Here is a 21,586-nt window from a genome sequence, read left to right on the forward strand (position 1 = left end):
TAACCGCTTCCCATGACCCTCTTCGACCGTCTGCACCACGTGGCGCTGATCTGCGCTGACTATGAACGCTCCCGGCACTTCTACACCGAGATCCTCGGCCTGCCGGTGATCGCCGAGACCTACCGCGAAGCCCGGCGCTCCTGGAAGCTGGACCTGGCGGTGGGCGAGCACGCCCAGCTGGAGCTGTTTTCCTTCCCCGACGCGCCGCCACGGCCGTCACGCCCGGAGGCCCAGGGCTTGCGCCACCTGGCCTTCGCCGTGGCCGATCTGGACGCCTGCGTCGCTCACCTGCAGGGGCATGGGGTGGTCACCGAGCCGATCCGCACCGATGAGCTGACCGGCAAGAGATTCACCTTCTTCGCCGATCCCGACGACCTGCCGCTGGAAGTCTACGAGCGCTGAGCGCCGCGCTCAGGTCGCCAGCCGGACCCCAGCCAGGGACTCGCGCGGCGCTTCCAGCTCTTCCAGCAGCCAGTCGAGAAAGGGCTGCAGCAGCCGCTGCCGGCGCTTGCGCTGCGGCAATACCGCGTAATAGCCGTAGCCCGAGGTCGCCGAGCCCGGGCAGGGCCGGCACAGCAGGTCCTGGGCCAGCAGATCGTCGACCAGGTGCCGCCAGCCGATGGCCACGCCCTGGCCGGCGATGGCCGCCTGGATCACCAGGGTGTAGTTGTCGAAACTGAGCACGGCGCCGTTCTGGTTGCTGGCCGGCGAGGGGCAGTCGAGTGCCGCCAGCAGGGCTGGCCAGTCGTACCAGCGACTGTTGGGCGCGGCCTTCAGGTGCAGCAACGGCCAGTGCGACAGCTGGGCGTGGCTCAGGGGTATCCTAGGATCCGCCAGCAGCCGCGGGCTGCACACCGGAAAGACTTCCTCGCGAAACAACGGCCAGGCTTCGCCGTGCTTGAAGCGGCCATCACCGAAGGTCAGGGCCACATCCACCTCCGCGCCCAGTACCGGTAGCCGATCGCTGGTGATCAGGCTGACATCGAGCTGGGGATGGCGCGCATGGAAGCGCGGCAGCCGCGGCAGCAGCCAATAGGCGGCGAAGGCAAAGTCGGTGGCGACCTGCAGCACCTCGTGGGCGGGCTGGGCGGTGATGGCGCGCAAGCCCTCGTCGATGCTGGCTAGCCCCGCTTCGACATGCTGCTGGAGCAACTGGCCGGCCGCGGTCAAGGCGATGCCGCGGTGGATACGGTCGAACAGCCGCGTCTCCAGCTGGGCTTCCAGCCGTTTGATCTGCTGGCTCACCGCCGGCTGGGTGGTTCCCAGTTCCGCGGCGGCGAGGGTGAAGCTCAGGTGGCGGGCCACGGTCGCGAAGACGCGGAGGCTATCCAGCGAAGGGATGTTCATGGGAAGCCTAAATTTTCGTCGACAGCAGCCGATAGAAAAAGGTAATCGAGGCGATCGTGCATCTATAGATGTTACAAAAAAGAGTGAACCAGTTCACATAAAAGCGCTCTAGGATCTTCCGCTGACCCTCTTCACTTCATCTATATCCCTTCCTGGAGCTTGCTATGAATGCATTCGCCAATGCCAGTCTGGCGGTCAAGTTGCTGACCGCTTTCGTCGCCTGCGCTTGCATCACCCTGATCGTTGGCTTCCTCGGTATCCAGGGCGTTTCCAGCTTGGCCGACAGCCTGAAGCTGACCTTTTCCAACAACCTGGTCTCGGTGAGCAATACCAATGCCGCCACCACCTATGCGGTGGCCCAGAACCGTGACCTCTATCGCCTGGTTTCCCTGGCGGTGGTCGGTGCCGATGCCAACCAGCAGGCGCAGGTGCGCGAGCGCATGAAGGCCAACCAGCAGGCCAGCGAAAAGGCCTTCGCCATCTATCGTGCCACACCGCTGGAAGACGACGAGCGGCTGGCCGGCGACCAGATGGACAAGGATTGGCCGACGTACCAGGCGAGCGTCGAGCGCGCCCTGACCCTCTTGCAGCAGGGCGACATGGACAAGGTCCGCGACCTGCTCAACGGAGAGATCCAAACCAACTACCAGCGGGTTCTGGACGAACTCAAGATCATGGTGGATTCCAACAACCGCCAGATCAGCGAAGGCGCCCAGGCGGCCGATGTCAGTGCCTACCAGGCCAACTTCATGCTCTATTCCGGCATCGTGGTCGCCTTCGTGGTGGCCATCGCCCTGGGCATCCTCATCACTCGCTCCATCACCGGTCCCATCGGCCAGGCCGTGGCCAGCGCCCGCCGCATCGCCGCGGGCGACCTGACCCAGACCCTGGTCAATCAGCGCCGCGACGAACCGGGCCAACTGCTCGACGCCCTGGCGGGCATGCAACGCAACCTTAAGGATACCCTGCAGGAAATCGCCGGTGCCTCCGATCAGCTCGCCTCGGCGGCCGAAGAGCTCACCGCGGTGACAGATGAGAGTTCGCGCGGCCTGGTGCGGCAGAACGACGAGATCCAGCAGGCGGCCACCGCGGTGAACCAGATGACCAGTGCCGTCGAGGAAGTGGCGCGCAATGCTGCCTCCACCTCCGCGGCCTCCCACGCCACTACCGAGCAAGCCGAAGCCGGCCGCCGCGAGGTGCAACAGGCGGTGGGTGCCATCGATGCGATGACCACGGAACTGGGTAGCTCCAGCCAGACCGTGCAGCAGCTGGCCGAGCAGGTGAGGGACATCAGCAAGGTGGTCGACGTGATCCGCAGCATCGCCGAGCAGACCAACCTGCTGGCGCTCAACGCGGCCATCGAAGCGGCCCGCGCCGGCGAGCAGGGCCGTGGCTTCGCCGTGGTGGCCGACGAGGTCCGCGCCCTGGCCGCCCGGACCCAGACCTCCACTGGCGAAATCGAAGGCATCATCGGCACCGTGCAGCACACCGCCGACCAGGCGGTGCGCGCCATGGACAGCAGCCAGGGCCGGGCCCAGGCCACCCAGGAGCGTGCCCAGGCCGCCGATCAGGCGCTGGCCCGCATCACCGAGGCGGTGGCCAGCATCAACGAACGCAACCTGGTGATCGCCAGCGCCGCGGAAGAACAGGCCCAGGTGGCCCGCGAGGTGGATCGTAACCTGAGCAACATCCAGGACCTCTCCACCCAGACCGCCGCCGGTGCCAACCAGACCAACGCGTCCAGTCAGGACCTGTCGCGCCTGGCCACCTCCTTCAACCAGCTGGTCGCCCGCTTCCAATTGTGAGTGCCTGCCTCGAATAAGCCAAGCTTATCCGAGGCATCAGTCTGGCTGACCTTTACCGCGCTGTAGCTCCTGCCGATCATGGGACCCATAAGTCAACTTGATCCCGGCAGGAGACCTTCGTGCAGCAGCCCAACATTCTCTTCCTCATGGCCGACCAGATGGCGGCGCCCATCCTGCCGCTGTACGACGCCGCCTCGCCGATCAAGCTGCCGAACCTGCAGCGCCTGGCCGAAGGCGCCGTGGTGTTCGACTCGGCCTACTGCAACAGCCCGCTGTGCGCGCCTTCGCGCTTCACCCTGGTGAGTGGCCAGCTGCCGTCGAAGATCGGTGCCTACGACAACGCCGCCGATTTCGCCGCCGACATCCCTACCTATGCCCATCATCTGCGCCGCCTCGGCTATCGCACGGCGCTGTCGGGCAAGATGCACTTCTGTGGCCCGGACCAGCTGCATGGCTACGAAGAGCGCCTGACCAGCGACATCTATCCGGCCGACTACGGCTGGGCGGTGAACTGGGATGAACCCGAGGTGCGGCCGAGCTGGTACCACAACATGTCCTCGGTGCTGCAGGCCGGGCCTTGCGTGCGTACCAACCAGCTGGACTTCGACGAGGAGGTGGTCTTCAAGGCGCGCCAGTACCTCTACGACCATGTGCGGCGTGGCGACGCCCAGCCCTTCTGCCTGACCGTTTCCCTGACCCATCCCCACGATCCCTACACCATCCCCCGGGAATTCTGGGACCTGTACAACGAGACCGACATCCCCTTGCCGGGTGACCCCATCCCTCAGGCCGAGCAGGATCCCCACAGCCAGCGGCTGCTCAAGGTGATGGACCTGTGGGACAAGCCACTCCCCGAGGCCAAGATCCGCGATGCCCGTCAGGCCTACTACGGCGCCTGCAGCTACGTCGACGCCCAGATCGGCCAGCTGCTCAAGACCCTGGAGGAGTGCGGCCTCGCCGAGGACACGGTGATCGTCTTCTCCGGCGACCACGGCGACATGCTCGGCGAGCGCGGACTCTGGTACAAGATGCACTGGTTCGAGATGGCCGCCCGGGTCCCGCTGCTGATCCACGCGCCCGCGCGCTTCGCCCCGGCGCGGGTCAAGGCCTCGGTGTCGACCCTGGATTTGCTGCCGACCTTCGTCGAGCTGGCCGGCGGCAGCCTGCCCGCGGCGCTGCCGCTGGACGGGCGTTCGCTGCTGGCGCACCTGGAGGGACGGCAGGGGCACGACGAGGTCATCGGCGAATACCTGGCCGAGGGCACCGTCAGCCCGCTGCTGATGATCCGTCGCGGCCCCTACAAGTACATCCACTGCGAACTGGATCCGCCGCTGCTGTTCGATGTGCAGAACGATCCGCTGGAACGTGAGAACCTGGCCGCCAGCGCCGACTATGCCGAGCTGCTCGCCGCCTTCCAGGCCGAGGTCCGCCAGCGCTGGGACCTGCCGCGCCTGCACGGCGAGGTGCTGGCCAGCCAGCGGCGGCGGCGCTTCGTCGCGGCGGCGCTGGCGCAGGGCGAGCGGACCAGCTGGGATCACCAGCCCTTCGTCGACGCCAGCCAGCAGTACATGCGCAACCATATCGACCTCGACGACCTGGAACGCCGCGCCCGCTACCCTCAACCCTGAACCAAGGAAAACGGCCATGAAACCTGGAATCTTCGCTACGTTCACGCTGGCCCTGGTCAGCCTGTCGGCCCAGGCCGAGGAGCAGGCCTGCGGTACGGTTCGCCTGGCCGACCCAGGCTGGAGCGACATCGCCGCCACCAATGCGCTCACCGGCGCGATCCTGAGCGCGCTCGGCTACCAGAGCAAGGTCGAGACCCTGGCTGTGCCCATCATCTACGGTGGCCTGCGCGACGGGCAGGTGGACGCCTTCCTCGGCAATTGGATGCCGGCGCAGCAGGCGCACTACGACCAGTTCGTGAAGAGCGGCCAGGTCACCGAGCTGGCGCAGAACCTGACCGGGACCGAATTCACCCTGGCGGTCCCCACCTATGTCTGGGACGGCGGGGTGAAGAGCTTCGCCGATCTGGCGAAGCATGCCGAGCAGTTCGACAAGAAGATCTATGGCATCGGCGCCGGCGCGCCGGCCAACCAGTCGTTGCAGAAGATCATCCAGGGCAACGAATTCGGCCTGGGTGGCTGGCAACTGGTGGAGTCCAGCGAGCAGGCCATGCTGTCCCAGGTCGGGCGGGCGGTGAAGCGCGACAAATGGGTGGTTTTCCTCGGCTGGACGCCCCATCCCATGAACGTCGACTACCCGATCAAGTACCTCAGCGGGGGTGACAAGTACTTCGGCACCGCCGGTACGGTGAACACCCTGACGCGAAAGGGCTATGCCGAGCAGTGTCCCAATCCCGCCCGGCTGCTGAGCAACCTGAAGTTCACGCTGGACATGGAAAACGCCGTCATGAGCGCCGCCCGGGACAAGGGCGGTAGCTACGACAGCGCCGCCAAGGCCTGGCTCAAGGCCCATCCCCAGGTCCTGGAGCCCTGGCTGCAGGGGGTGACCACCCGCGCGGGCCAGCCCGCCTTGCCGGCGGTGCAGCAGGCGCTCTGATGGCTACCTGAGTCCGAGCCGGCGGGCCAGGCGAGCGAGGTTGGCGCGATCCAGGCCGAGGGTGGCGGCCGCCAGCGTCCAGTTCTGGCCGTGCTGTTCCAGGGCCAGAGCGATGGTCTGGCGCTGGAAGGCGTCGGTGGCCTCGCGCAGCGAGGGCGCGAGCACCGCGGGCTGGTCAGCGGGCAGGGGCGGGGTATCGAGGGGCAGGCCGAGCTGATCGCTGTCCAGGGTCAGGATGCCGCCGCGTTCCTGACTGTTGGCATGGGCCTTGAGCGCCGCCCGGCTGATCAGGTGGGAGAGTTCGCGCACGTTGCCTGGCCAGTCGTAGGCCAGCAGGGTCCGCTGCGCCGCGGGAGTCAGCCGCAGCCCGCGCAGGCCCAGCCGGGCGCGGTTTTGCTCGAGGTAGAAGCCGGCCAGCAGCAGGACATCGCGCTCGCGCTCGCGCAGGGCGGGCACCGCCAGGGGATAGACGCTCAGGCGGTGATAGAGATCGGCGCGAAAACGCCCGGCGCGCACCGCCTCGGCCAGGTCGCGATTGGTGGCCGCGAGGATGCGCACATCGACGGTGAGGTCGCGATCCGAGCCCAGCCGCTGCAGCTGACCGCTCTGCAGTACGCGCAACAGCTTGGCCTGTACCGTCAAGGGCAGCTCACCGACCTCGTCGAGGAACAGGGTGCCGCCGTCGGCCAGTTCGAAGCGCCCACGGCGCTCGCTGACCGCGCCGGAAAAGGCGCCCCGCACGTGACCGAACAACTCGCTTTCCACCAGCGCCTCGGGCAACGCCGCACAGTTGAGGCTGATCAGCGGCCGCTGCTGACGCAGAGAGCGTCCATGCACCGCTTCTGCCACCAGCTCCTTGCCAACGCCGGTCTCGCCGGTGATGAGCACGGTGAGGTCGCTGGCCGCCACGGTCTCGATCTCCCGGCGCAGCTTCAGGCTGGCCGGGCTCTGGCCGATGAGTTCGCGCGGCCGCTGGTGACCCACCGATTGCTGGTAGGCGACGGTCAGCTCGTGCTCGCTGACGATGCGCGCCGAGAGCTGGCGGATGCGCTCGGCGGCGGCCACGGTGGCGGCGGCCAGGCCGGCGAAGGCGGCGAGGGTGGTGAGATCCTTGGCGCGGGCATCCTGCGCCCGCAGCGAATCCAGGGTCAGCAGGCCCCAGAGCTGATCCTGCACATAGAGCGGGCAGCCCAGGCAGTCGTGGACTTCCAGGTGCCCGTGCACGCCTTCCACCAGGCCGTCGTAGGGATCGGGCAGGTCGCAATCGGCGGCGAAGCGGGTAGGGGCGCGACTGGCCAGCAACAGCGCCAGGCGCGGGTGCTCGGCCACCTTGAAGCGCCGACCGAGGGTGTCGGCATTGAGGCCACGGACCGCCAGGGGCACCAGCACCTCGCCCTCCAGGCGCAACAGCGCCACGGCATCGAAGGGCAGCAGCTTGCCCAGGGCGGCGAGGAGGTTGGCATAGCGTTGCTGATCCGGGAGATCCCGGGCCAGGTCAGCCACCAGCGGTACCATCACCTCGAGCAGCGTAGGGATAGTCAATTTGACCTCGGCGAGTCATTCGGACCTGGTCATTATGACCAGTAGCGCCGGTAAAAGCTTGATCTAGGGCAGTTTCTTGCCTGGCACGACTCGTGATACGGCCAGCACAGTCCTATTTGGAGCAGTCTGCATGCCGTCACCCGAGCAAAGAGCCATCATCAAGGCCACCATCCCCCTGCTGGAGACCGGCGGTGAAGCCCTGACGCGCCACTTCTACGACAAGCTGCTGGGTGACCACCCCGAGATCCGTCCGCTGTTCAATGGCGCCCACCAGGCCAGTGGCGCCCAGGCGCGGGCACTGGCGCGGGCGGTGCTGATGTACGCCCGCCATATCGACCACCTGGAGAGCCTGGGGCCGCTGGTGGAGCAGATCGTCAACAAGCACGTCTCGCTGCAGGTCCAGGCAGATCATTATCCGCTGGTGGGCATCGCCCTGCTGCAGAGCATTCGCGAGGTACTGGGAGCGGAGGTGGCGACCGATGCGGTGATCGCTGCCTGGGCCGCCGCCTACGGCCAGCTGGCCAACCTGCTGATCGGCGCCGAGGAACGGCGCTATGCGGCCCAGGCCGAGGCGCCGGGTGGCTGGCGCGGTGCACGGCCCTTTCGGATCGCCCGGATCGAGCCGGAAAGCGACGAGATCAGCTCCTTCTACCTGGAGCCGGTGGACGGCCTGCCCACCAGTATCGCCCAGCCTGGCCAGTACCTGGGGTTGAGCCTGACCCTGGAGGGCATCGAATACCGCCGCAACTATTCGATCTCGGCGGCCAGCCGCGGGCATGGCTATCGCATCAGCGTCAAGCAGCAGCCGGGTGGGGTGGTCTCGCGCTTCCTGCACGCCGATGCCCACGAGGGCCTGGTGCTCCAGGTGTTCGCGCCAGCGGGCGACTTCGTCCTGCAGGCGTCGACCAAGCCGTTGCTGCTGATCGCCGGTGGCGTCGGCATCACGCCGTTATTGCCGATGGTCTCGGCCGCCTTGCCCAGCGGGCGGCCGATCCAGCTCATCCATTGCACCCGGCACGCCGGGGTTCAGGCCTTTGGACATTGGCTGGAGGAGCAGGCCGCCCATCGTCCGCAACTGCAGCTGTACTTCTGCTACAGCGAGCCGCGGGTCGAGGAAGCCTATGCCTCGCGGCTGGATCGCGTGCGCCTGCAGCGCTGGTTACCCAAGGCACGCGACCTGGACGCCTATGTGCTCGGCCCGCAGCCCTTCATGGCGCAGGTGCGTCGCGATCTGCTGGACTTGGGCGTACCGGAAAGACAGATCCGCCACGAGTTCTTCGGACCCGCGGCGGATCTCTAGTGCAGCAAGGCCCGCGGCCGGACGGCCGCGGGACACCTCTCAGCGACGCTGGTAGACGATGTCCTTGCTACCACCTTCGCAGCTGCCCACCACCTTGGCGGAGGCGCTGGCGCTGCCCTTGTCCACCACCTCCAGGCTGTAGTGCGCGACCTGCTTGGCCTGCAGCTTGGCATCGATATCGGCCTTGACCGTGTCGCAGGAGGTACCAGCGGCGAAGGCGCCGCCGCTCAGGGCCAACAAACCGAGGGTGATCACGACTCTACGCATCTTGCCTGTCCTTTTGCGAAAGGGTGAAGTCTGGAGTATCTACTCAGCTGGCTTCGATACGGAAGCCGATCTTCAGGGTGACCTGGTAGTGGGCTACCTTGGCATCCTGGATATGACCGCGGATCTCGCCCACCTCGAACCATTCGAGGTTCTTCACCGACTTGGCGGTCTCGGCCAGGGCGTTGTTGATGGCGTCCTCGACGCTGGTGGTGGAGGAGCCGACGATTTCCAGCTTCTTGTAGGTGTGATGATCGGACATGAACTATCTCCTGAGTCAGCAATGACGAGCGTTACAGCCGGTGGCCGGCAACGCGTTGACCGGTGTCGCGGTCGACTCGCCGGAAAGGGTGCTACTGACATTTCAGGCCGCGGAATGCCCCGATAAGTTCACTGGCCAGGCTCTCGGGCAAGGCTTTGCTGCACTTTCCACCGGCTCGGTAGTCACATTCCCTGAATCCGTCCATCCAGGAGGTTGTCATGGCCCGTAACACCGATTACCAGGCGTCCATCGCCAGCATCGAGAACGAAATCAACAGCCTGCTCGACTCGCTGGCATCCCTGAAGAAGAACGCTGCGCGCGAATCCCGCAGTGGCCTGAGTTCCCTCAAGAGCACCGCTCGCGAAGCCTTCCACAACTCGGGCGATTCGCTGGAAGAGGTCTATGACGATGTGCGCCGGCTGACCCGTCAGTACGGTCGTGCCGCCAGCGGCGTGGCCCGCGAACATCCCTGGGCCACCGTTGGCATCGCTGCTGGCGTGACCATCCTGGTCGGCTGGGCGCTGCTGCGCGGCGACCACTGATAGCAGTCGGCAAAGGCATCCTGCGGGATGCCTTTGGCATCAGGTACCGGCCAGCTCGCGCCTGAGCCAGGCCGCCAACCGCTCCACCCGTTCATCCGCCAGTCGACCCGGCGCCCACAGCGCCAGCTCCGCACCGGTCGCCGCGAATCCCCAGGGTGCCACCAGTCGCCCCGCCTTCAGGTCCGCCGCCACCAAGGGCTCCGGCGCGATCGCCACGCCCAATCCCGACAGCGCCGCCTCCAGCAGGTAGTAGAGGTGCTCGAAGCCCTGCCCGTAGGCCAGCGCCGGGTGTTCCAGCCCCTGGGTGGCGAACCACTGCGGCCAGGCCTGGGGCCGCGACAGGGTGTGCAACAACGGCTCCGCCAGCAGCGCCGCCAGCTCACCGTCCTTGAGGCGCAGGTAGGCGGGACAATAGGGGCTCAGCACCGGGCCGATGAGCTCGGGTGCTAGGTGGTAGGGCGTGACGTCCAGCGGCGGCGCGGTCTCGGTGAACAGCAGGCTGGCATCCAGGCCGGCGGCGGCCAGCGGCGTATCGTCGGTACGGGTCGAGAGATGCAGGCGCAGCTCCGGTAGATCCCGGTTGAGGCGGTCCAGTCGCGGGATGAACCAGCGCGCCACCAGGCTACCCGGGCAACCCAGCACGAACGGACCCTGGCGACTGCCGGCCTTGAGCTCGGCACAGACCTCGCGCAGTCGGGCGAAGGTCTCGGCACTCACGTCGCGTAGCCGCAGGCCGGCCTCGGTCAAGGCCAGGCCACGGCCTTCGCGGCGAAACAGCGCCACGCCAAGCTGTTCCTCCAGCGCACGTATCTGTCGACTCACGGCGCCATGGGTGACGTGTAGCTCATCGCCGGCGCGGCTCATGCCGCCCAGGCGAGCTGTGGCCTCGAAGGCGCGCAAGGCGTTCAGCGGGGGCAAATCGTGGAGATCGCTCATCTGTGAGTTTTCCTGACGGGTCAGTGCGATCTTATCGATTTATCACCGGCGCTCAAGGCGGTAAGGTAGATCCATCTTCGCAGGAGAATCCCATGACCCAGACCGCTTATCGCCAAGGCCCCGACGCCCAGGGCATGTTCGGCCAGTTCGGCGGCCGCTATGTCGCCGAAACCCTGATGCCGCTGATCCTCGATCTGCAGCACGAATACGAAACCGCCATGCAGGATCCGGCGTTCCTCGACCAACTGGCCTATTTCCAGCGCGACTACGTGGGGCGGCCCAACCCGCTGTACTTCGCCGAGCGCCTGACCGAGCACTTCGGGGGTGCCAAGATCTATCTGAAGCGCGAGGAGCTGAACCACACCGGCGCGCACAAGATCAACAACTGCATCGGCCAGATCCTGCTGGCCAAGCGCATGGGCAAGACCCGCATCATCGCCGAGACCGGTGCCGGCATGCACGGCGTGGCCACCGCCACCGTCGCCGCGCGCTTCGGCCTGCCCTGCGTCATCTACATGGGCAGCACCGACATCGACCGCCAGCAGGCCAACGTCTTCCGCATGAAGCTGCTGGGTGCCCAGGTGATTCCGGTCACGTCCGGTACCGGCACCCTCAAGGACGCCATGAACGAGGCGCTGCGCGACTGGGTGACCAACGTCGCCGATACCTTCTACCTGATCGGTACCGTGGCCGGTCCGCATCCCTATCCGGCCATGGTCCGTGACTTCCAGGCAGTGATCGGCCGCGAGACCCGCGCCCAGATCCTGGAGAAGGAAGGGCGCCTGCCCGACAGCCTGATCGCCTGCGTCGGTGGCGGCTCCAACGCCATGGGCCTGTTCCACGAGTTCCTCGACGACACCGAGGTGGCCATCATCGGCGTCGAAGCCGGTGGCCACGGCGTGGATACCGACAAGCACGCCTCCAGCCTGAACGGCGGGGTGCCCGGGGTGCTGCACGGCAACCGCACCTTCCTGTTGCAGGACGACGATGGCCAGATCATCGACGCCCACTCGATCTCCGCCGGCCTGGACTATCCCGGCATCGGCCCGGAGCACGCCCACCTGCACGACGTGAAGCGGGTGGAGTACGTGCCGATCAACGACGACGAGGCACTCAAGGCCTTCCACCAGACCTGCCGCCTGGAAGGCATCATCCCGGCGCTGGAAACCGCCCACGCCCTGGCCGAGGCCTATAAGCGCGCTCCGCACCTGCCCAAGGACCACCTCATGGTGATCTGCCTCTCGGGCCGCGGCGACAAGGACATGCAGACTGTGATGAGCCACCTGGGAGACGCCCTATGAGCCGCCTGGAAACCCGCTTCGCCGCGCTGAAGGCCGAGGGCCGCGCGGCCCTGGTCACCTACACCACCGCCGGCGATCCGGACTACGCCACCGCCCTGGCCATCCTCAAGGGCTTGCCGGCGGCCGGTGCCGACGTCATCGAGCTGGGCATGCCCTTCACCGATCCCATGGCCGACGGCCCGGCCATCCAGGCGGCCGCGCTGCGTGCCCTGCAGGGGGGCCAGAATCTGGCCAAGACCCTGGAGATGGTGCGTGATTTCCGCCGCGGCGAGCAGGAAACGCCGCTGGTGCTGATGGGCTACTACAACCCCATCCATCGCTATGGCGTGGAGCGCTTCCTGGCCGAAGCGGCCGAAGCCGGAGTGGATGGCCTGATCGTGGTCGACCTGCCGCCCGAGCATGACGCCGAGCTGGCGCTGCCGGCCCAGGCCGCCGGCATCGACTTCATCCGCCTGACCACCCCGACCACCGACGACGTCCGCCTGCCGCGGGTGCTCAACACCAGCTCGGGTTTCGTCTACTACGTCTCCGTCGCCGGCGTGACCGGGGCTGGCTCGGCTACCACCGAGCACGTCGAAGCCGCCGTGGCCCGCCTGCGCCGCTTCACCGATCTGCCCCTGGCGGTAGGCTTCGGCATCCGCACCCCGGAGCAGGCGCGCGTCATCGCCCGGCTCGCCGATGGCGTGGTGGTGGGCTCGGCCTTCGTCGACCAGATCGCCAAGGCCGCTTCCGCGGGCGCGGCCATCGACGGCGTGCTCGGTCTGTGCAAGCAGTTGTCGGATAGCGTCCGTACCGCGCGCTGAGCCCAGGCTAAAGGCTGAAAAGGACCGCCCAGGCGGTAATGCCGATCAGTCGAGCCTTCGTCTAAGGTGTTGGAAAGAGGTTGATGGCCGTTTGCTGACGCGGGGAGCTTGGATCTGGCTTTAGTCATGCCATCGCGACCGCGTCTACAGGGATGCTCTGACGGTAGGAGCAACTGCCTCATCGCGGCCATGGCGGTCCGCCGATGCGGCCGCTCCTACAGGTACAGGATGCCTGTGTAGGAGCGGCCCATGGCCGCGATAAAGCCACGGCGATCCGAGGTCCAGGTAGCGACCCATTGAACAGTCACCCTGACCCAATGCCGATCAGTTGAAAACGCCGCGTTCTTGTGAAGAGCACGCGGCGTTTTTGTGCTTGCCAGGGTAGCGCGAAGCTCGCGTGGACCGTGATCAGTCTTTAATTGACCAGCCTTAGCCCAGGCGGTCCTTTTTCATGCGCGGATGCTTTCCAGCCTGTGCATAACCCTGTGAGCAGTCTGTTCGCTTCTCGTGCGAAGGCCGGCCCTGGCAGGGCTCGCCCGAGCCAGGCGCTTGTTGATCGAATCCGCGAGGGGAGGACGCAGGGTCAGAAGACGGACGACGGGAGACCTTCTCGTCCTTGCCTGGAACGTAAAGGCTGTGGATAAGCCTTGGGCAAGGTGTCAGCAACCTCCGAGATGATGATCAGCGTGAAATTGCTCAAAAATTGAGCAGATTTGGCGGAGCACTCCTATAGGCCGCAAGGGGACATCACCCTCTGGTTTTCCCACATCTACTGTGTGCGCGCCTGTGGAAAAGATGTGGGACCCGACCTGTAGGCCAGGCTTGGCAAGGCTTTCGGAGGATCGTACAAAAAATGATCAATCTTGAATGAGCGGTTTTCCACAACCCACAATAGAGCTGCATAGGCCTGTGGATAGGATGTTCGTTCAGTGCTGAAGCCCAGCAATGACGCGGCTTCCAGAAAATTGATCAAATAATGATCAATCTACGGCCGGATCATCGAGTCAAGGACTTTCTCGTGTGGCACCAGGGAGTTATCCACTCTTGCTCAGCGCATGGCGCAGAGATCGATGCCAAGTGAGCTTGTGGATAACTCTGTTGATTTTCTGTTGGGAAGCCTGTGTACTAAGCCTGTCGCTAACGCAAGGTCACCTGTTGTCGCAGTCCTTCCGCCGGCAGGCCGAAGGCACACTCCTCGAAGGTGGCCATGCGCATGCGCAAGGGGGGATTGTTGCTGTAGCCGTATTGCTCGGTGGGCATGCCGATGAAATTGGTGTCCAGCGTGTTGTTGCCATTGCTGTCGTGGATGACCGACACGGCATAGCGCCCGGGCGGCAGATCGAAGCGTTGCTCCTGGGCACCCGCCTGGGCGGCGAGGTGGGCCTGGGCGACCGGTGCCCGGTGCTCCTTCCAGGCCTCTTCGTTGGCGAACACGGCCAGTAGCAGCTGGCCCCCGGAGGCGTCGACCGTCTCCACCCGCACCCGCAACTCGGCGGCGTGCAGCAGACCACTCAGACAGAGACCGGATACCAGCAACAGAGACTTCATGGGCATTCCTTCAGCAAGAGGGAGGCGTCAGCCGCAGCAGCTCGGCCGGCTGTTCGAAGAAGAGATCGGGGTGCTGCGCGCGCAGGGTCGCCGGGCAGCCATAGCCCCAGGCCACCGCAGCGCAGTCCAGCCCGGCGTGGCGCGCGGCCTGGAGATCGCGCAGCTCGTCGCCGACATAGAGGGCGTCGGCCGGCGCGATTCCCTGGCACCGGACCAGGCGTGCCAGGCGGCGCGCCTTGCCCAGCAGGGGGATATCGAATTCGCCGGCGCCGAACAGCCGCCCGGCCTGGGGCAGCACCTGGTGGACGGCGGCGGCGGAGTTGGACGTCGCCAGGCCCAGGGCCAGCCCGCTGGCCTGCAACTGCTCGAGGGCCGCGGGAATCTCGGCGAAGGGCGTGACCTGGCCACCGCGCTGGGCCAGCAGCCGCCGATAGTGGCGGGCGATGCGCGGTACCTGCCACAGGCGGATGCCCAGGCTGTCGAGCAGGCTGGACAGGGAGCCGGCGCGCAAGCGCGGCCATTCCTCGGGCGCGGGCTGGCGAAAGCCATGGGTTCGCGCCAGCTCGCCGAGACAGCTCAGCAGAAAGGGCAGGCTGTCCGCGAGGGTGCCGTCGAAGTCGAAGATGACGTAGCGGTAGCTCATGCAGGGAAGACGCGGCCGGCGAAGGCGCCAGCGTAGCGGGCGCCTCCCGGTTTTGCCACCGCGGCCCTGCCGGACAGGTCACACGCGGAAGCGGCGGATCTGGCCGTTCAGTTCCACGGCCAGCTCGGAGAGCTGCTGGCTGGCGGCGCGGGTCTGCTCGGCGCCGGCGGCGGTCTGCACCGACAGGTCGCGGATGCGCACCAGGTTGCGATCCACCTCGCGGGCCACCTGGGCCTGCTCTTCGGCGGCGCTGGCGATCACCAGGTTGCGCTCGTCGATGCCCGACACCGATTGGGCGATGGCGGCCAGGGCGGCGTTGGCCGACTGCGCCTGCTCGCGGGTCTGACGCGCCTGGTCGGCACTGGTCAGCAAGGCATCGACGGTCTGGCCGGTGCCCTGCTGGATGCTGCCGATCATGCCTTCGATCTCGCGCGTGGATTCGCCGGTGCGGTGGGCGAGTGCGCGGACCTCGTCGGCGACCACGGCGAAGCCACGACCGGCATCGCCGGCGCGGGCGGCTTCGATGGCGGCGTTGAGCGCCAGCAGGTTGGTCTGCTCGGCGACCGAACGGATGACGTCCAGCACCTGGCTGATGTCGCGGGTCTGCTCGGCCAGCTGGCGAGCCTGCTCGCTGGCGCCCAGCACGTTCTCGGTGAGCACCTCGATGGCGCCCAGGGTATCGCCCAGCTGGCGCTGGCCCTGGCGCGCGGTATCGGCGGCCTGGCGCGATTCGGTGGAGGTCGAGGTGGCGTTGCCGGCCACCTCGTCCACCGCCTGGCTCATCTCGGTGACGGCGGTGGCGGCCATCTCGATCTCGCTGTTCTGCTGTTGCAGGCCGTGGGCGCTTTCCTGCATGACCGCGGTCATTTCCTCGGCGGCCGAGGCCAGCTGGGTGGCGGAATGGCCCAGGTGCCCCAGGGTGTCGCGCAGGTTGGTCTGCATCTGCTGCATGGCCTGCAGCAGCTGGGCGGCTTCGTCGTGGCCGCGGGTATCCAGGCTCTGGGTCAGGTCACCGCTGGCGATGGTCCGGGCGGCAAGCACCGCCTCGGCGATGGGGCGGGTCATGCTCAGGGTCAGGCGCCAGGCCAGCAGCACGGTCAGGCCCAGGGCCAGGGCGATGGCGATCCAGGTGATGGATTTGGCCTGGGCGTAGGTAGCCCCCGATCGCTGGGACGCGGCGGTGATGTCTTCCTGGTTGATCTTGCGCAGGGCTTCGGTGCGCTCGTTCATCTGCACGCCGAGCTGGGCCATGTTGGTCTGGATCAGGCTGCGCGCCTCCTCGAGCTTGCCGGCACCGATGAGGTCGGCGAGCTGGCCGATGTAGCGGCCATAGTCGCGATGGATCTGGCGCAGGGCATCGAAGGCCTGGCGCTCGCGATCGCCATTGAGCAGGCGCTCGTAGCGGCCGAAACCGGCGTCGATGTCGGCCCCTATGCTGTCGATCTTCTTGCGCGTCGCGGCGACGGTGGCCGCGTCAGGGATCGCCAGCAGGCGCAGCACCTCGACCCGGGTACGGGCCAGCTGCAGGGCGAGGTTGTCGGCTTCGACGATGCTGGGCACGTTGTTGGTTTCGATCACCTGGCTCTGGGTGCGGAGCTGCGACAGTTGCAGCAGCCCGAACAGACCCAGGCTGGCCACGAGGATGGCCAGCAGGCCGAAGCACAACACACTACGGATGGCGAGGGAGAAGGAACGAAAAGTCACGGCGGCAGCCCCGATGGAGATTGGAGGCCCGCTGTAACGGCTAGGCGTGCCGCGACTTTAAGGTCATTCGTCATAAAATATGACTAGTGCTCTGGCCCGGCCGATCGGCTACCGGGATGCCGCGCGGGCTACCCGCACCGCGGCCTTCACTGGGCCTCAGAACTGGAAGCGGCGCATCTGACCGCTGAGGGTCGCCGCCAGGTCCGTCAGCTGCTGGCTGGCGCCACGGGTCTGCTCGGCGCCCGCGGCGGTCTGCACCGAGAGGTCGCGGATGCGCACCAGGTTGCGATCCACCTCGCGGGCCACCTGGGCCTGCTGCTCGGCGGCGCTGGCGATCAGCAGGTTGCGCTCGTCGATGCCGGAGACCGCCCCGGCGATGGCGGCGAGCCCCGCGTTGGCCGCCTGGGCCTGCTCGCGGGTCTGGCGTGCCTGGTCGGCGCTGGTGAGCAAGGCGTCGACGGTCTGGCCGGTGCCCTGCTGGATGCTGCTGATCATCTTCTCGATCTCGCGGGTCGAGTCGCCGGTACGCTGGGCCAGGGCGCGCACCTCGTCGGCCACCACCGCGAAGCCACGACCCGCCTCGCCCGCGCGAGCGGCCTCGATGGCGGCGTTGAGCGCCAGCAGGTTGGTCTGTTCGGCGACCGAATGGATGACGTCGAGCACCTGGCTGATGTCGCGGGTCTGGGTCTCCAGGTCCCGGGCCTGCTGGCTGGCGCCCAGCACCTGCTCGGTGAGGGCCTCGATGGCGCCCAGGGTGTCGCCCAGCTGGCGTTGCCCCTGGACGGCGGTCTGCGCCGCCTGCCGCGATTCGGTGGAGGTGGACCCGGCATTGCCGGCGACCTCCTCGACCGCCTGGCTCATCTCGGTCACGGCGGTGGCCGCCTGTTCGATCTCCTGGTGCTGCTGTTGCAGGCCTTGGGCGCTTTCCTGCATCACCGAGGTCATCTCCGCGGCGGCGGCGGCCAGTTGGCCGGCCGAATCGCCGATCTGCCCGAGGGTCTCGCGCAGCTGGCCCTGCATCTGCTGCATGGCCTGCAGCAACTGAGCGGCCTCGTCACGGCCGCGGCTGTCCAGCGCCTGGGTCAGGTCGCCGGCGGCGATGGTGCGCGCCGCCGCCACGGCCTGGGCGATGGGACCGGCGAGGCTGCGGGTCAGGCGCCAGGCGAGCAGGGCGGTGAGCACCAGCGCCAGGAGGATCGCCAGCCAGGTCACGGTGGTGGAACGGGTATAGGCGGCGTCAGCCGTGGTGCTGGCCGTGCGGATATCCTGCTGGACGGCATTGCCCAGCGTGTCGATGCCGGTATTCATCTGGCTGCCCAGCGCGGCCATGCTCTGCTGGACCACCTGGCGCGCCTCGACGAGCTGGCCGGCACCGACCAGGGTAGCCATACGCTGCACGCCCTGCATGTATTGCCGCTGCACCTGGCGCAGCTCGTTCAGCGCCTGGCGACTCTGCGGCGACAACACCCCCTGCTGGTAGTGTTCGAACACGGCCTGGACCTGGGTATCCAGGCCCTCTAGCCGCGTGCGCGTGCTGGCCAGGGTATCGGCGTCGGGCATGGCCAGCAGGCGCAGGGTCTCGATACGGGTGCGCGCCAGCAGCAGGCTCAGGGTATTGGTTTCGATCAGCGTGGGGATATGGCGCTGTTCCACCTGGTGCCCCAGCGCGCGGATCTGCGCCAGCTGGAACCAGCCGAACAGGCCCAGGGCCGCGACGAGGGTCGCGAGGATGCCGAAGCACAGCAGATTGCGGGTGGCGATGGACAGCGAGCGTAGGGTCATGACGGCCTGCAGAAAAAAGATGGCAGAATGCCAGCAAGCGTCACGACGGTTGGTGAAGATTTGATGAAAAGGCTCTAGGACAGCTGTGGCAAAAGCGTGCAGCGAGGAAAAGATGGGCTTTGGCAGCCTCACCTGGAGCCCCTGCGGCTCCAGGTGCGGCGGAGTGACGAAGCCGCGGTCAGTCGCCGCTGACCTGGCGCAGGTGCGAGGCCGGTTGCTCCTCGCCCAGGTTGTCGAGCAGGCGCTCGCTGTACCAGTCGATGAAATTGATCACGCCGAACTCATAGGTCTTGGAGTAGGGGCCGGGCTGGTAGGCCGTGGAGTTGATGCCGCGCTGATTTTCCTCGGCCAGGCGACGGTCCTGGTCGTTGGTGGCATCCCACACCTTGCGCAGGTTCTCCGGGTCGTAGTCGACGCCTTCCACGGCATCCTTGTGCACCAGCCACTTGGTGGTCACCACGCTCTGGGTCGGACCCAGCGGCCAGACGGTGAAGACGATGATGTGATCGCCCATGCAGTGGTTCCAGGAGTGCGGCAGGTGCAGGATGCGCATGGAGCCGAGGTCCGGGTCGGTGATCCGCCCCATGAGCTTCTTGCAGCCCGGCTTGCCGTCCATGGTCATGGACACGGTACCGGCGAGCAGCGGCATGCGCACGATGCGGTTGCGCAGGCCGAAGCTGGCGTGGGCGTAGGGGATCTTGTCGGCGTCCCAGCGGGTGGTGCAGGCGGCGACCTGGTCCTTGAACGCCTGGGAGGCGCGCGGATCGGTGACGTCGTCCCATTCCAGCAGGGTGTTCAGCAACTCGGGGTGGGAGCCGCTGCAGTGGTAGCACTCGCGGTTGTTCTCGATCACCAGCTTCCAGTTGGCCTGCTCGACCAGGTCGGTGCGCACCGCGACCTTGGTGTTCTCCATGTCGTACGGCTCCATGTAGTGCTCGAGCGTACGCAGGAAGTCGTCGATGGCCGGCGGTTCGTCGGCCAGGGAGATGAAGATGTAGCCGCCGGCGGTCTTGACGTGGACCGGCTTGAGGTTGAAGTCGGCCATGTTGAAGTCGGCGCCCATCTCGCTGCCGGCGAACAGCAGGCGGCCGTCCAGCTCGTAGGTCCATTGATGGTAATGGCAGACCAGCTTGGCGACCTTGCCCTTGTCGCTCACGCACAGGCGCGAGCCGCGGTGGCGGCAAACGTTGTGGAAGGCGTGGATCTTGCCCTCGGTGCCGCGCACCACCAGGATGGGGTTGTCGCCGATCTGCAGGGTGATGTAGTTGCCCTTGGTGGGGATCTCGCAGGTCATGCCGGCGATCAGCCATTCCTTGCCGAAGATCTCCTGCATGTCGATCTGGAACAGGCGCTCGTCGTTGTAGAAGGGCTGGGGCAGGGAATAGGTGCGCTCGCGGGTGCGCAGCATCTCGGCCGTGGCCTTGCGGGCCGGATCGAGAGGGTCGCCCAAACTCAAGGTGCTGACGTCCATCGTACATCCTCGTGGCCACCCGGCGGGTGGCGAAAAGTGGTTGGTCACGGTATTGCAAGGCGTGTCGGCCGACGGGGCGGGGCCGCCGAATGACCCTGAGAGTTGCCCGTCGTGCGCTGTTTCGGGTTCGGCTTGGGGCGGAGTGTGGGGCCGGAGCCGGGAGGGGGCCTTGCTCATGGGCGACATGGCCAACGCTGTTCACGACGCCGCAGGCCTCGCCATTGCTGGGTCGGTCGCCATCGGCATGTGGATGTCGCGATTGGGAAAGTGACGGTCGTGGGGCGCTCCCAGAATCGCCGCCAATAGCCCCCAGCGGCAGTCGAGGTGCGCCATGAATACCTTCATTAACCCCGTAACCACCCAGACCTGGACCAATGGCCGCCACCCCGTGCGCTGCGTCAAGGTCATCCAGGAAACCTGGGACGTGCGCACCTTCTGCTTCACCGCCGAAATCCCGCTGATGTACTTCTTCAAGCCGGGGCAGTTCGTCACCCTGGAACTGGAGATCGGCGGCCGCCAGGTGATGCGCTCCTACACCATCTCCAGCTCGCCCTCGGTGCCCTACAGCTTCTCCATCACCGTCAAGCGCGTGCCGGGCGGCCAGGTCTCCAACTGGCTGCACGACCACCTGAGGGTCAATGACACCCTGGCGGTGCACGGCCCGGTGGGGCTGTTCAACGCCATCGACTTCCCCGCCGACAAGGTGCTCTATCTCTCCGGCGGGGTGGGCATCACCCCGGTGATGTCGATGGCGCGCTGGTTCTACGACACCAACGCCAACGTCGACATGGTCTTCGTGCACAGCGCCCGCACCCCGCGCGACATCATCTACCGGCACGAGCTGGAGCACATGGCGGCGCGGATCGACAACTTCGTGCTCAACCTGGTGTGCGAGCGCACCGAGCACGGCGAGTCCTGGGCCGGCTACCGGGGCTATTTCGATCGCCGCATGCTGGAGCTGATGGCGCCGGACTTCCGCGAGCGCGAGATCTTCTGTTGCGGCCCCACCCCCTACATGAACGCGGTCAAGGCCATGCTTCGCGAGCTGGGCTTCGACATGGCCCGCTACCATGAGGAGTCCTTCGGCGCGACGCCACCGGAAGCCAAGGTCGAGGCGGCGGAGCAGGCCGAGGCCGCGGCGGACCTGCCACCGATCCCGCTCGAGGCCCAGTGCCTGATCTCCTTCACCGAGAGTGGCAAGAGCGTCAGCATCGGCCCTGGCGAGACCGTCCACGGCGCGGCCGCCAAGCTCGGCCTGCACATTCCCAAGGCCTGCGGCATGGGCATCTGCGGCACCTGCAAGGTGCTCAAGAAGAGCGGCGAGGTGGTCATGGACCACAACGGTGGCATCACCGAGGAAGACGAAGCCGAAGGCTACATCCTCTCCTGTTGCAGCATCCCGCAAGGGGATGTGCAGATCGAGTTCTGATGGAGTGACGTCGGTTGGGCTGAGACGGTTTCATCGTCGAAGCCCAACGCTGCCCAGATCAACCCCGTATCGTTGGGCTTCGGCGGTGGAGCTGCCTCAACCCAACCTACGACGAGACTCCCCGTAGGTTGGCGCTGAGCATAGCGAAGCCCAACACTGCCAAAATCAATTTCACGCTGTTGGGCTTCGGCGGTGGAGCTGCCTCAACCCAGCCTATGACGAGACTCCCCGTAGGTTGGCGCTGAGCCTAGCGAAGCCCAACACCGCCAGAATCAATTTCACGCGGTTGGGCTTCGGCGGTGGAGCTGCCTCAACCCAGCCTATGACGAGACTCCCCGTAGGTTG

19 protein-coding genes and 1 pseudogene are annotated in these 21,586 nt (G+C 66.6%); 9 read left to right on the plus strand and 11 right to left on the minus strand.

Going from position 1 to position 21,586, the window contains the following annotated elements:
• The first annotated feature begins 12 nt into the window (after positions 1-12).
• Positions 13-402 carry an SMU1112c/YaeR family gloxylase I-like metalloprotein gene (gene gloA2, locus FSV73_RS12930; RefSeq protein WP_145008264.1) on the plus strand — a complete coding sequence of 130 codons (390 nt, stop codon included), beginning with the start codon at positions 13-15 and terminating at the stop codon, positions 400-402.
• Positions 403-411: 9 nt separating this feature from the next.
• Here the strand turns inward: gloA2 and FSV73_RS12935 are convergent, their stop codons facing one another.
• Positions 412-1,347, minus strand: coding sequence for a choline sulfate utilization transcriptional regulator (locus tag FSV73_RS12935; RefSeq protein WP_145008265.1), 936 nt, complete (start codon positions 1,345-1,347; stop codon positions 412-414).
• A 164-nt stretch (positions 1,348-1,511) separates the two neighbouring features.
• On the opposite strand from FSV73_RS12935, the gene FSV73_RS12940 reads away from it, so the two are divergent.
• The 3 genes from FSV73_RS12940 to FSV73_RS12950 all read left to right on the plus strand — a co-directional run bounded on the left by FSV73_RS12940 (position 1,512) and on the right by FSV73_RS12950 (position 5,714).
• The gene (locus tag FSV73_RS12940; RefSeq protein WP_145008266.1) at positions 1,512-3,152 is read left to right on the plus strand and encodes a methyl-accepting chemotaxis protein; all 1,641 of its coding nucleotides are present in this window, start codon (positions 1,512-1,514) and stop codon (positions 3,150-3,152) included.
• Between the two features lie 119 nt (positions 3,153-3,271).
• Positions 3,272-4,780, plus strand: coding sequence for a choline-sulfatase (betC, locus tag FSV73_RS12945; RefSeq protein ID WP_145008267.1), 1,509 nt, complete (start codon positions 3,272-3,274; stop codon positions 4,778-4,780).
• 16 nt (positions 4,781-4,796) lie between these two features.
• Positions 4,797-5,714, plus strand: a complete 918-nt coding sequence (locus tag FSV73_RS12950; protein WP_145008268.1) for a choline ABC transporter substrate-binding protein — start codon at positions 4,797-4,799, stop codon at positions 5,712-5,714.
• Between the two features lie 3 nt (positions 5,715-5,717).
• Here FSV73_RS12950 and norR read toward each other — a convergent pair whose 3' ends face one another.
• Positions 5,718-7,256, minus strand: coding sequence for a nitric oxide reductase transcriptional regulator NorR (gene norR, locus FSV73_RS12955; RefSeq protein WP_145008269.1), 1,539 nt, complete (start codon positions 7,254-7,256; stop codon positions 5,718-5,720).
• Between the two features lie 130 nt (positions 7,257-7,386).
• On the opposite strand from norR, the gene hmpA reads away from it, so the two are divergent.
• Positions 7,387-8,556 carry an NO-inducible flavohemoprotein gene (hmpA, locus tag FSV73_RS12960; protein ID WP_145008270.1) on the plus strand — a complete coding sequence of 390 codons (1,170 nt, stop codon included), beginning with the start codon at positions 7,387-7,389 and terminating at the stop codon, positions 8,554-8,556.
• Between the two features lie 39 nt (positions 8,557-8,595).
• Here hmpA and FSV73_RS12965 read toward each other — a convergent pair whose 3' ends face one another.
• Positions 8,596-8,823, minus strand: a complete 228-nt coding sequence (locus FSV73_RS12965; protein WP_145008271.1) for a DUF1161 domain-containing protein — start codon at positions 8,821-8,823, stop codon at positions 8,596-8,598.
• Between the two features lie 43 nt (positions 8,824-8,866).
• Positions 8,867-9,082: a dodecin gene (locus FSV73_RS12970; RefSeq protein ID WP_007160169.1), complete on the minus strand. Its 216-nt coding sequence runs from the start codon at positions 9,080-9,082 to the stop codon at positions 8,867-8,869.
• Between the two features lie 218 nt (positions 9,083-9,300).
• Between FSV73_RS12970 and FSV73_RS12975 the strand changes: the two genes are divergently transcribed.
• The gene (locus FSV73_RS12975) at positions 9,301-9,624 is read left to right on the plus strand and encodes a DUF883 family protein (protein ID WP_145008272.1); all 324 of its coding nucleotides are present in this window, start codon (positions 9,301-9,303) and stop codon (positions 9,622-9,624) included.
• A gap of 39 nt (positions 9,625-9,663) precedes the next feature.
• On the opposite strand, the gene FSV73_RS12980 is transcribed toward FSV73_RS12975, so the two are convergent.
• Positions 9,664-10,560: a LysR family transcriptional regulator gene (locus FSV73_RS12980; protein WP_145008273.1), complete on the minus strand. Its 897-nt coding sequence runs from the start codon at positions 10,558-10,560 to the stop codon at positions 9,664-9,666.
• 92 nt (positions 10,561-10,652) lie between these two features.
• Between FSV73_RS12980 and trpB the strand changes: the two genes are divergently transcribed.
• Both trpB and trpA read left to right on the plus strand, forming a co-directional pair.
• Positions 10,653-11,861 (plus strand): tryptophan synthase subunit beta, encoded by a 1,209-nt coding sequence (gene trpB / locus FSV73_RS12985; RefSeq protein ID WP_145008274.1) that lies wholly within the window; start codon positions 10,653-10,655, stop codon positions 11,859-11,861.
• Positions 11,858-12,664, plus strand: coding sequence for a tryptophan synthase subunit alpha (trpA, locus tag FSV73_RS12990; protein ID WP_145008275.1), 807 nt, complete (start codon positions 11,858-11,860; stop codon positions 12,662-12,664). The genes trpB and trpA overlap by 4 nt, the downstream gene beginning before the upstream one ends.
• Before the next feature lie 1,137 nt (positions 12,665-13,801).
• On the opposite strand, the gene FSV73_RS12995 is transcribed toward trpA, so the two are convergent.
• The 6 genes and pseudogenes from FSV73_RS12995 to gbcA all read right to left on the minus strand — a co-directional run bounded on the left by FSV73_RS12995 (position 13,802) and on the right by gbcA (position 19,812).
• Positions 13,802-14,212, minus strand: a complete 411-nt coding sequence (locus FSV73_RS12995; protein ID WP_145008276.1) for a DUF2141 domain-containing protein — start codon at positions 14,210-14,212, stop codon at positions 13,802-13,804.
• Positions 14,213-14,222: 10 nt separating this feature from the next.
• The gene (locus tag FSV73_RS13000; protein ID WP_145008277.1) at positions 14,223-14,855 is read right to left on the minus strand and encodes an HAD-IA family hydrolase; all 633 of its coding nucleotides are present in this window, start codon (positions 14,853-14,855) and stop codon (positions 14,223-14,225) included.
• Positions 14,856-14,933: 78 nt separating this feature from the next.
• Positions 14,934-16,559 carry a methyl-accepting chemotaxis protein gene (locus FSV73_RS13005; protein ID WP_145008278.1) on the minus strand — a complete coding sequence of 542 codons (1,626 nt, stop codon included), beginning with the start codon at positions 16,557-16,559 and terminating at the stop codon, positions 14,934-14,936.
• A gap of 156 nt (positions 16,560-16,715) precedes the next feature.
• Positions 16,716-17,867: a methyl-accepting chemotaxis protein gene (locus tag FSV73_RS13010; protein ID WP_437179285.1), complete on the minus strand. Its 1,152-nt coding sequence runs from the start codon at positions 17,865-17,867 to the stop codon at positions 16,716-16,718.
• Positions 17,853-18,341: pseudogene (locus FSV73_RS26130) on the minus strand (MCP four helix bundle domain-containing protein); the annotation flags it as partial. The gene FSV73_RS13010 and the pseudogene FSV73_RS26130, both read right to left, overlap by 15 nt.
• Before the next feature lie 178 nt (positions 18,342-18,519).
• Positions 18,520-19,812, minus strand: coding sequence for a glycine-betaine demethylase subunit GbcA (gene gbcA, locus FSV73_RS13015; RefSeq protein ID WP_145008280.1), 1,293 nt, complete (start codon positions 19,810-19,812; stop codon positions 18,520-18,522).
• Between the two features lie 331 nt (positions 19,813-20,143).
• Between gbcA and FSV73_RS13020 the strand changes: the two genes are divergently transcribed.
• Positions 20,144-21,241, plus strand: a complete 1,098-nt coding sequence (locus FSV73_RS13020; RefSeq protein WP_145008281.1) for a hybrid-cluster NAD(P)-dependent oxidoreductase — start codon at positions 20,144-20,146, stop codon at positions 21,239-21,241.
• Positions 21,242-21,586 lie beyond the last annotated feature (345 nt).

Origin of the sequence: Pseudomonas oryzihabitans (assembly GCF_007665395.1) — a bacterium.
GTDB classification, from domain to species: domain Bacteria; phylum Pseudomonadota; class Gammaproteobacteria; order Pseudomonadales; family Pseudomonadaceae; genus Chryseomonas; species Chryseomonas psychrotolerans_C.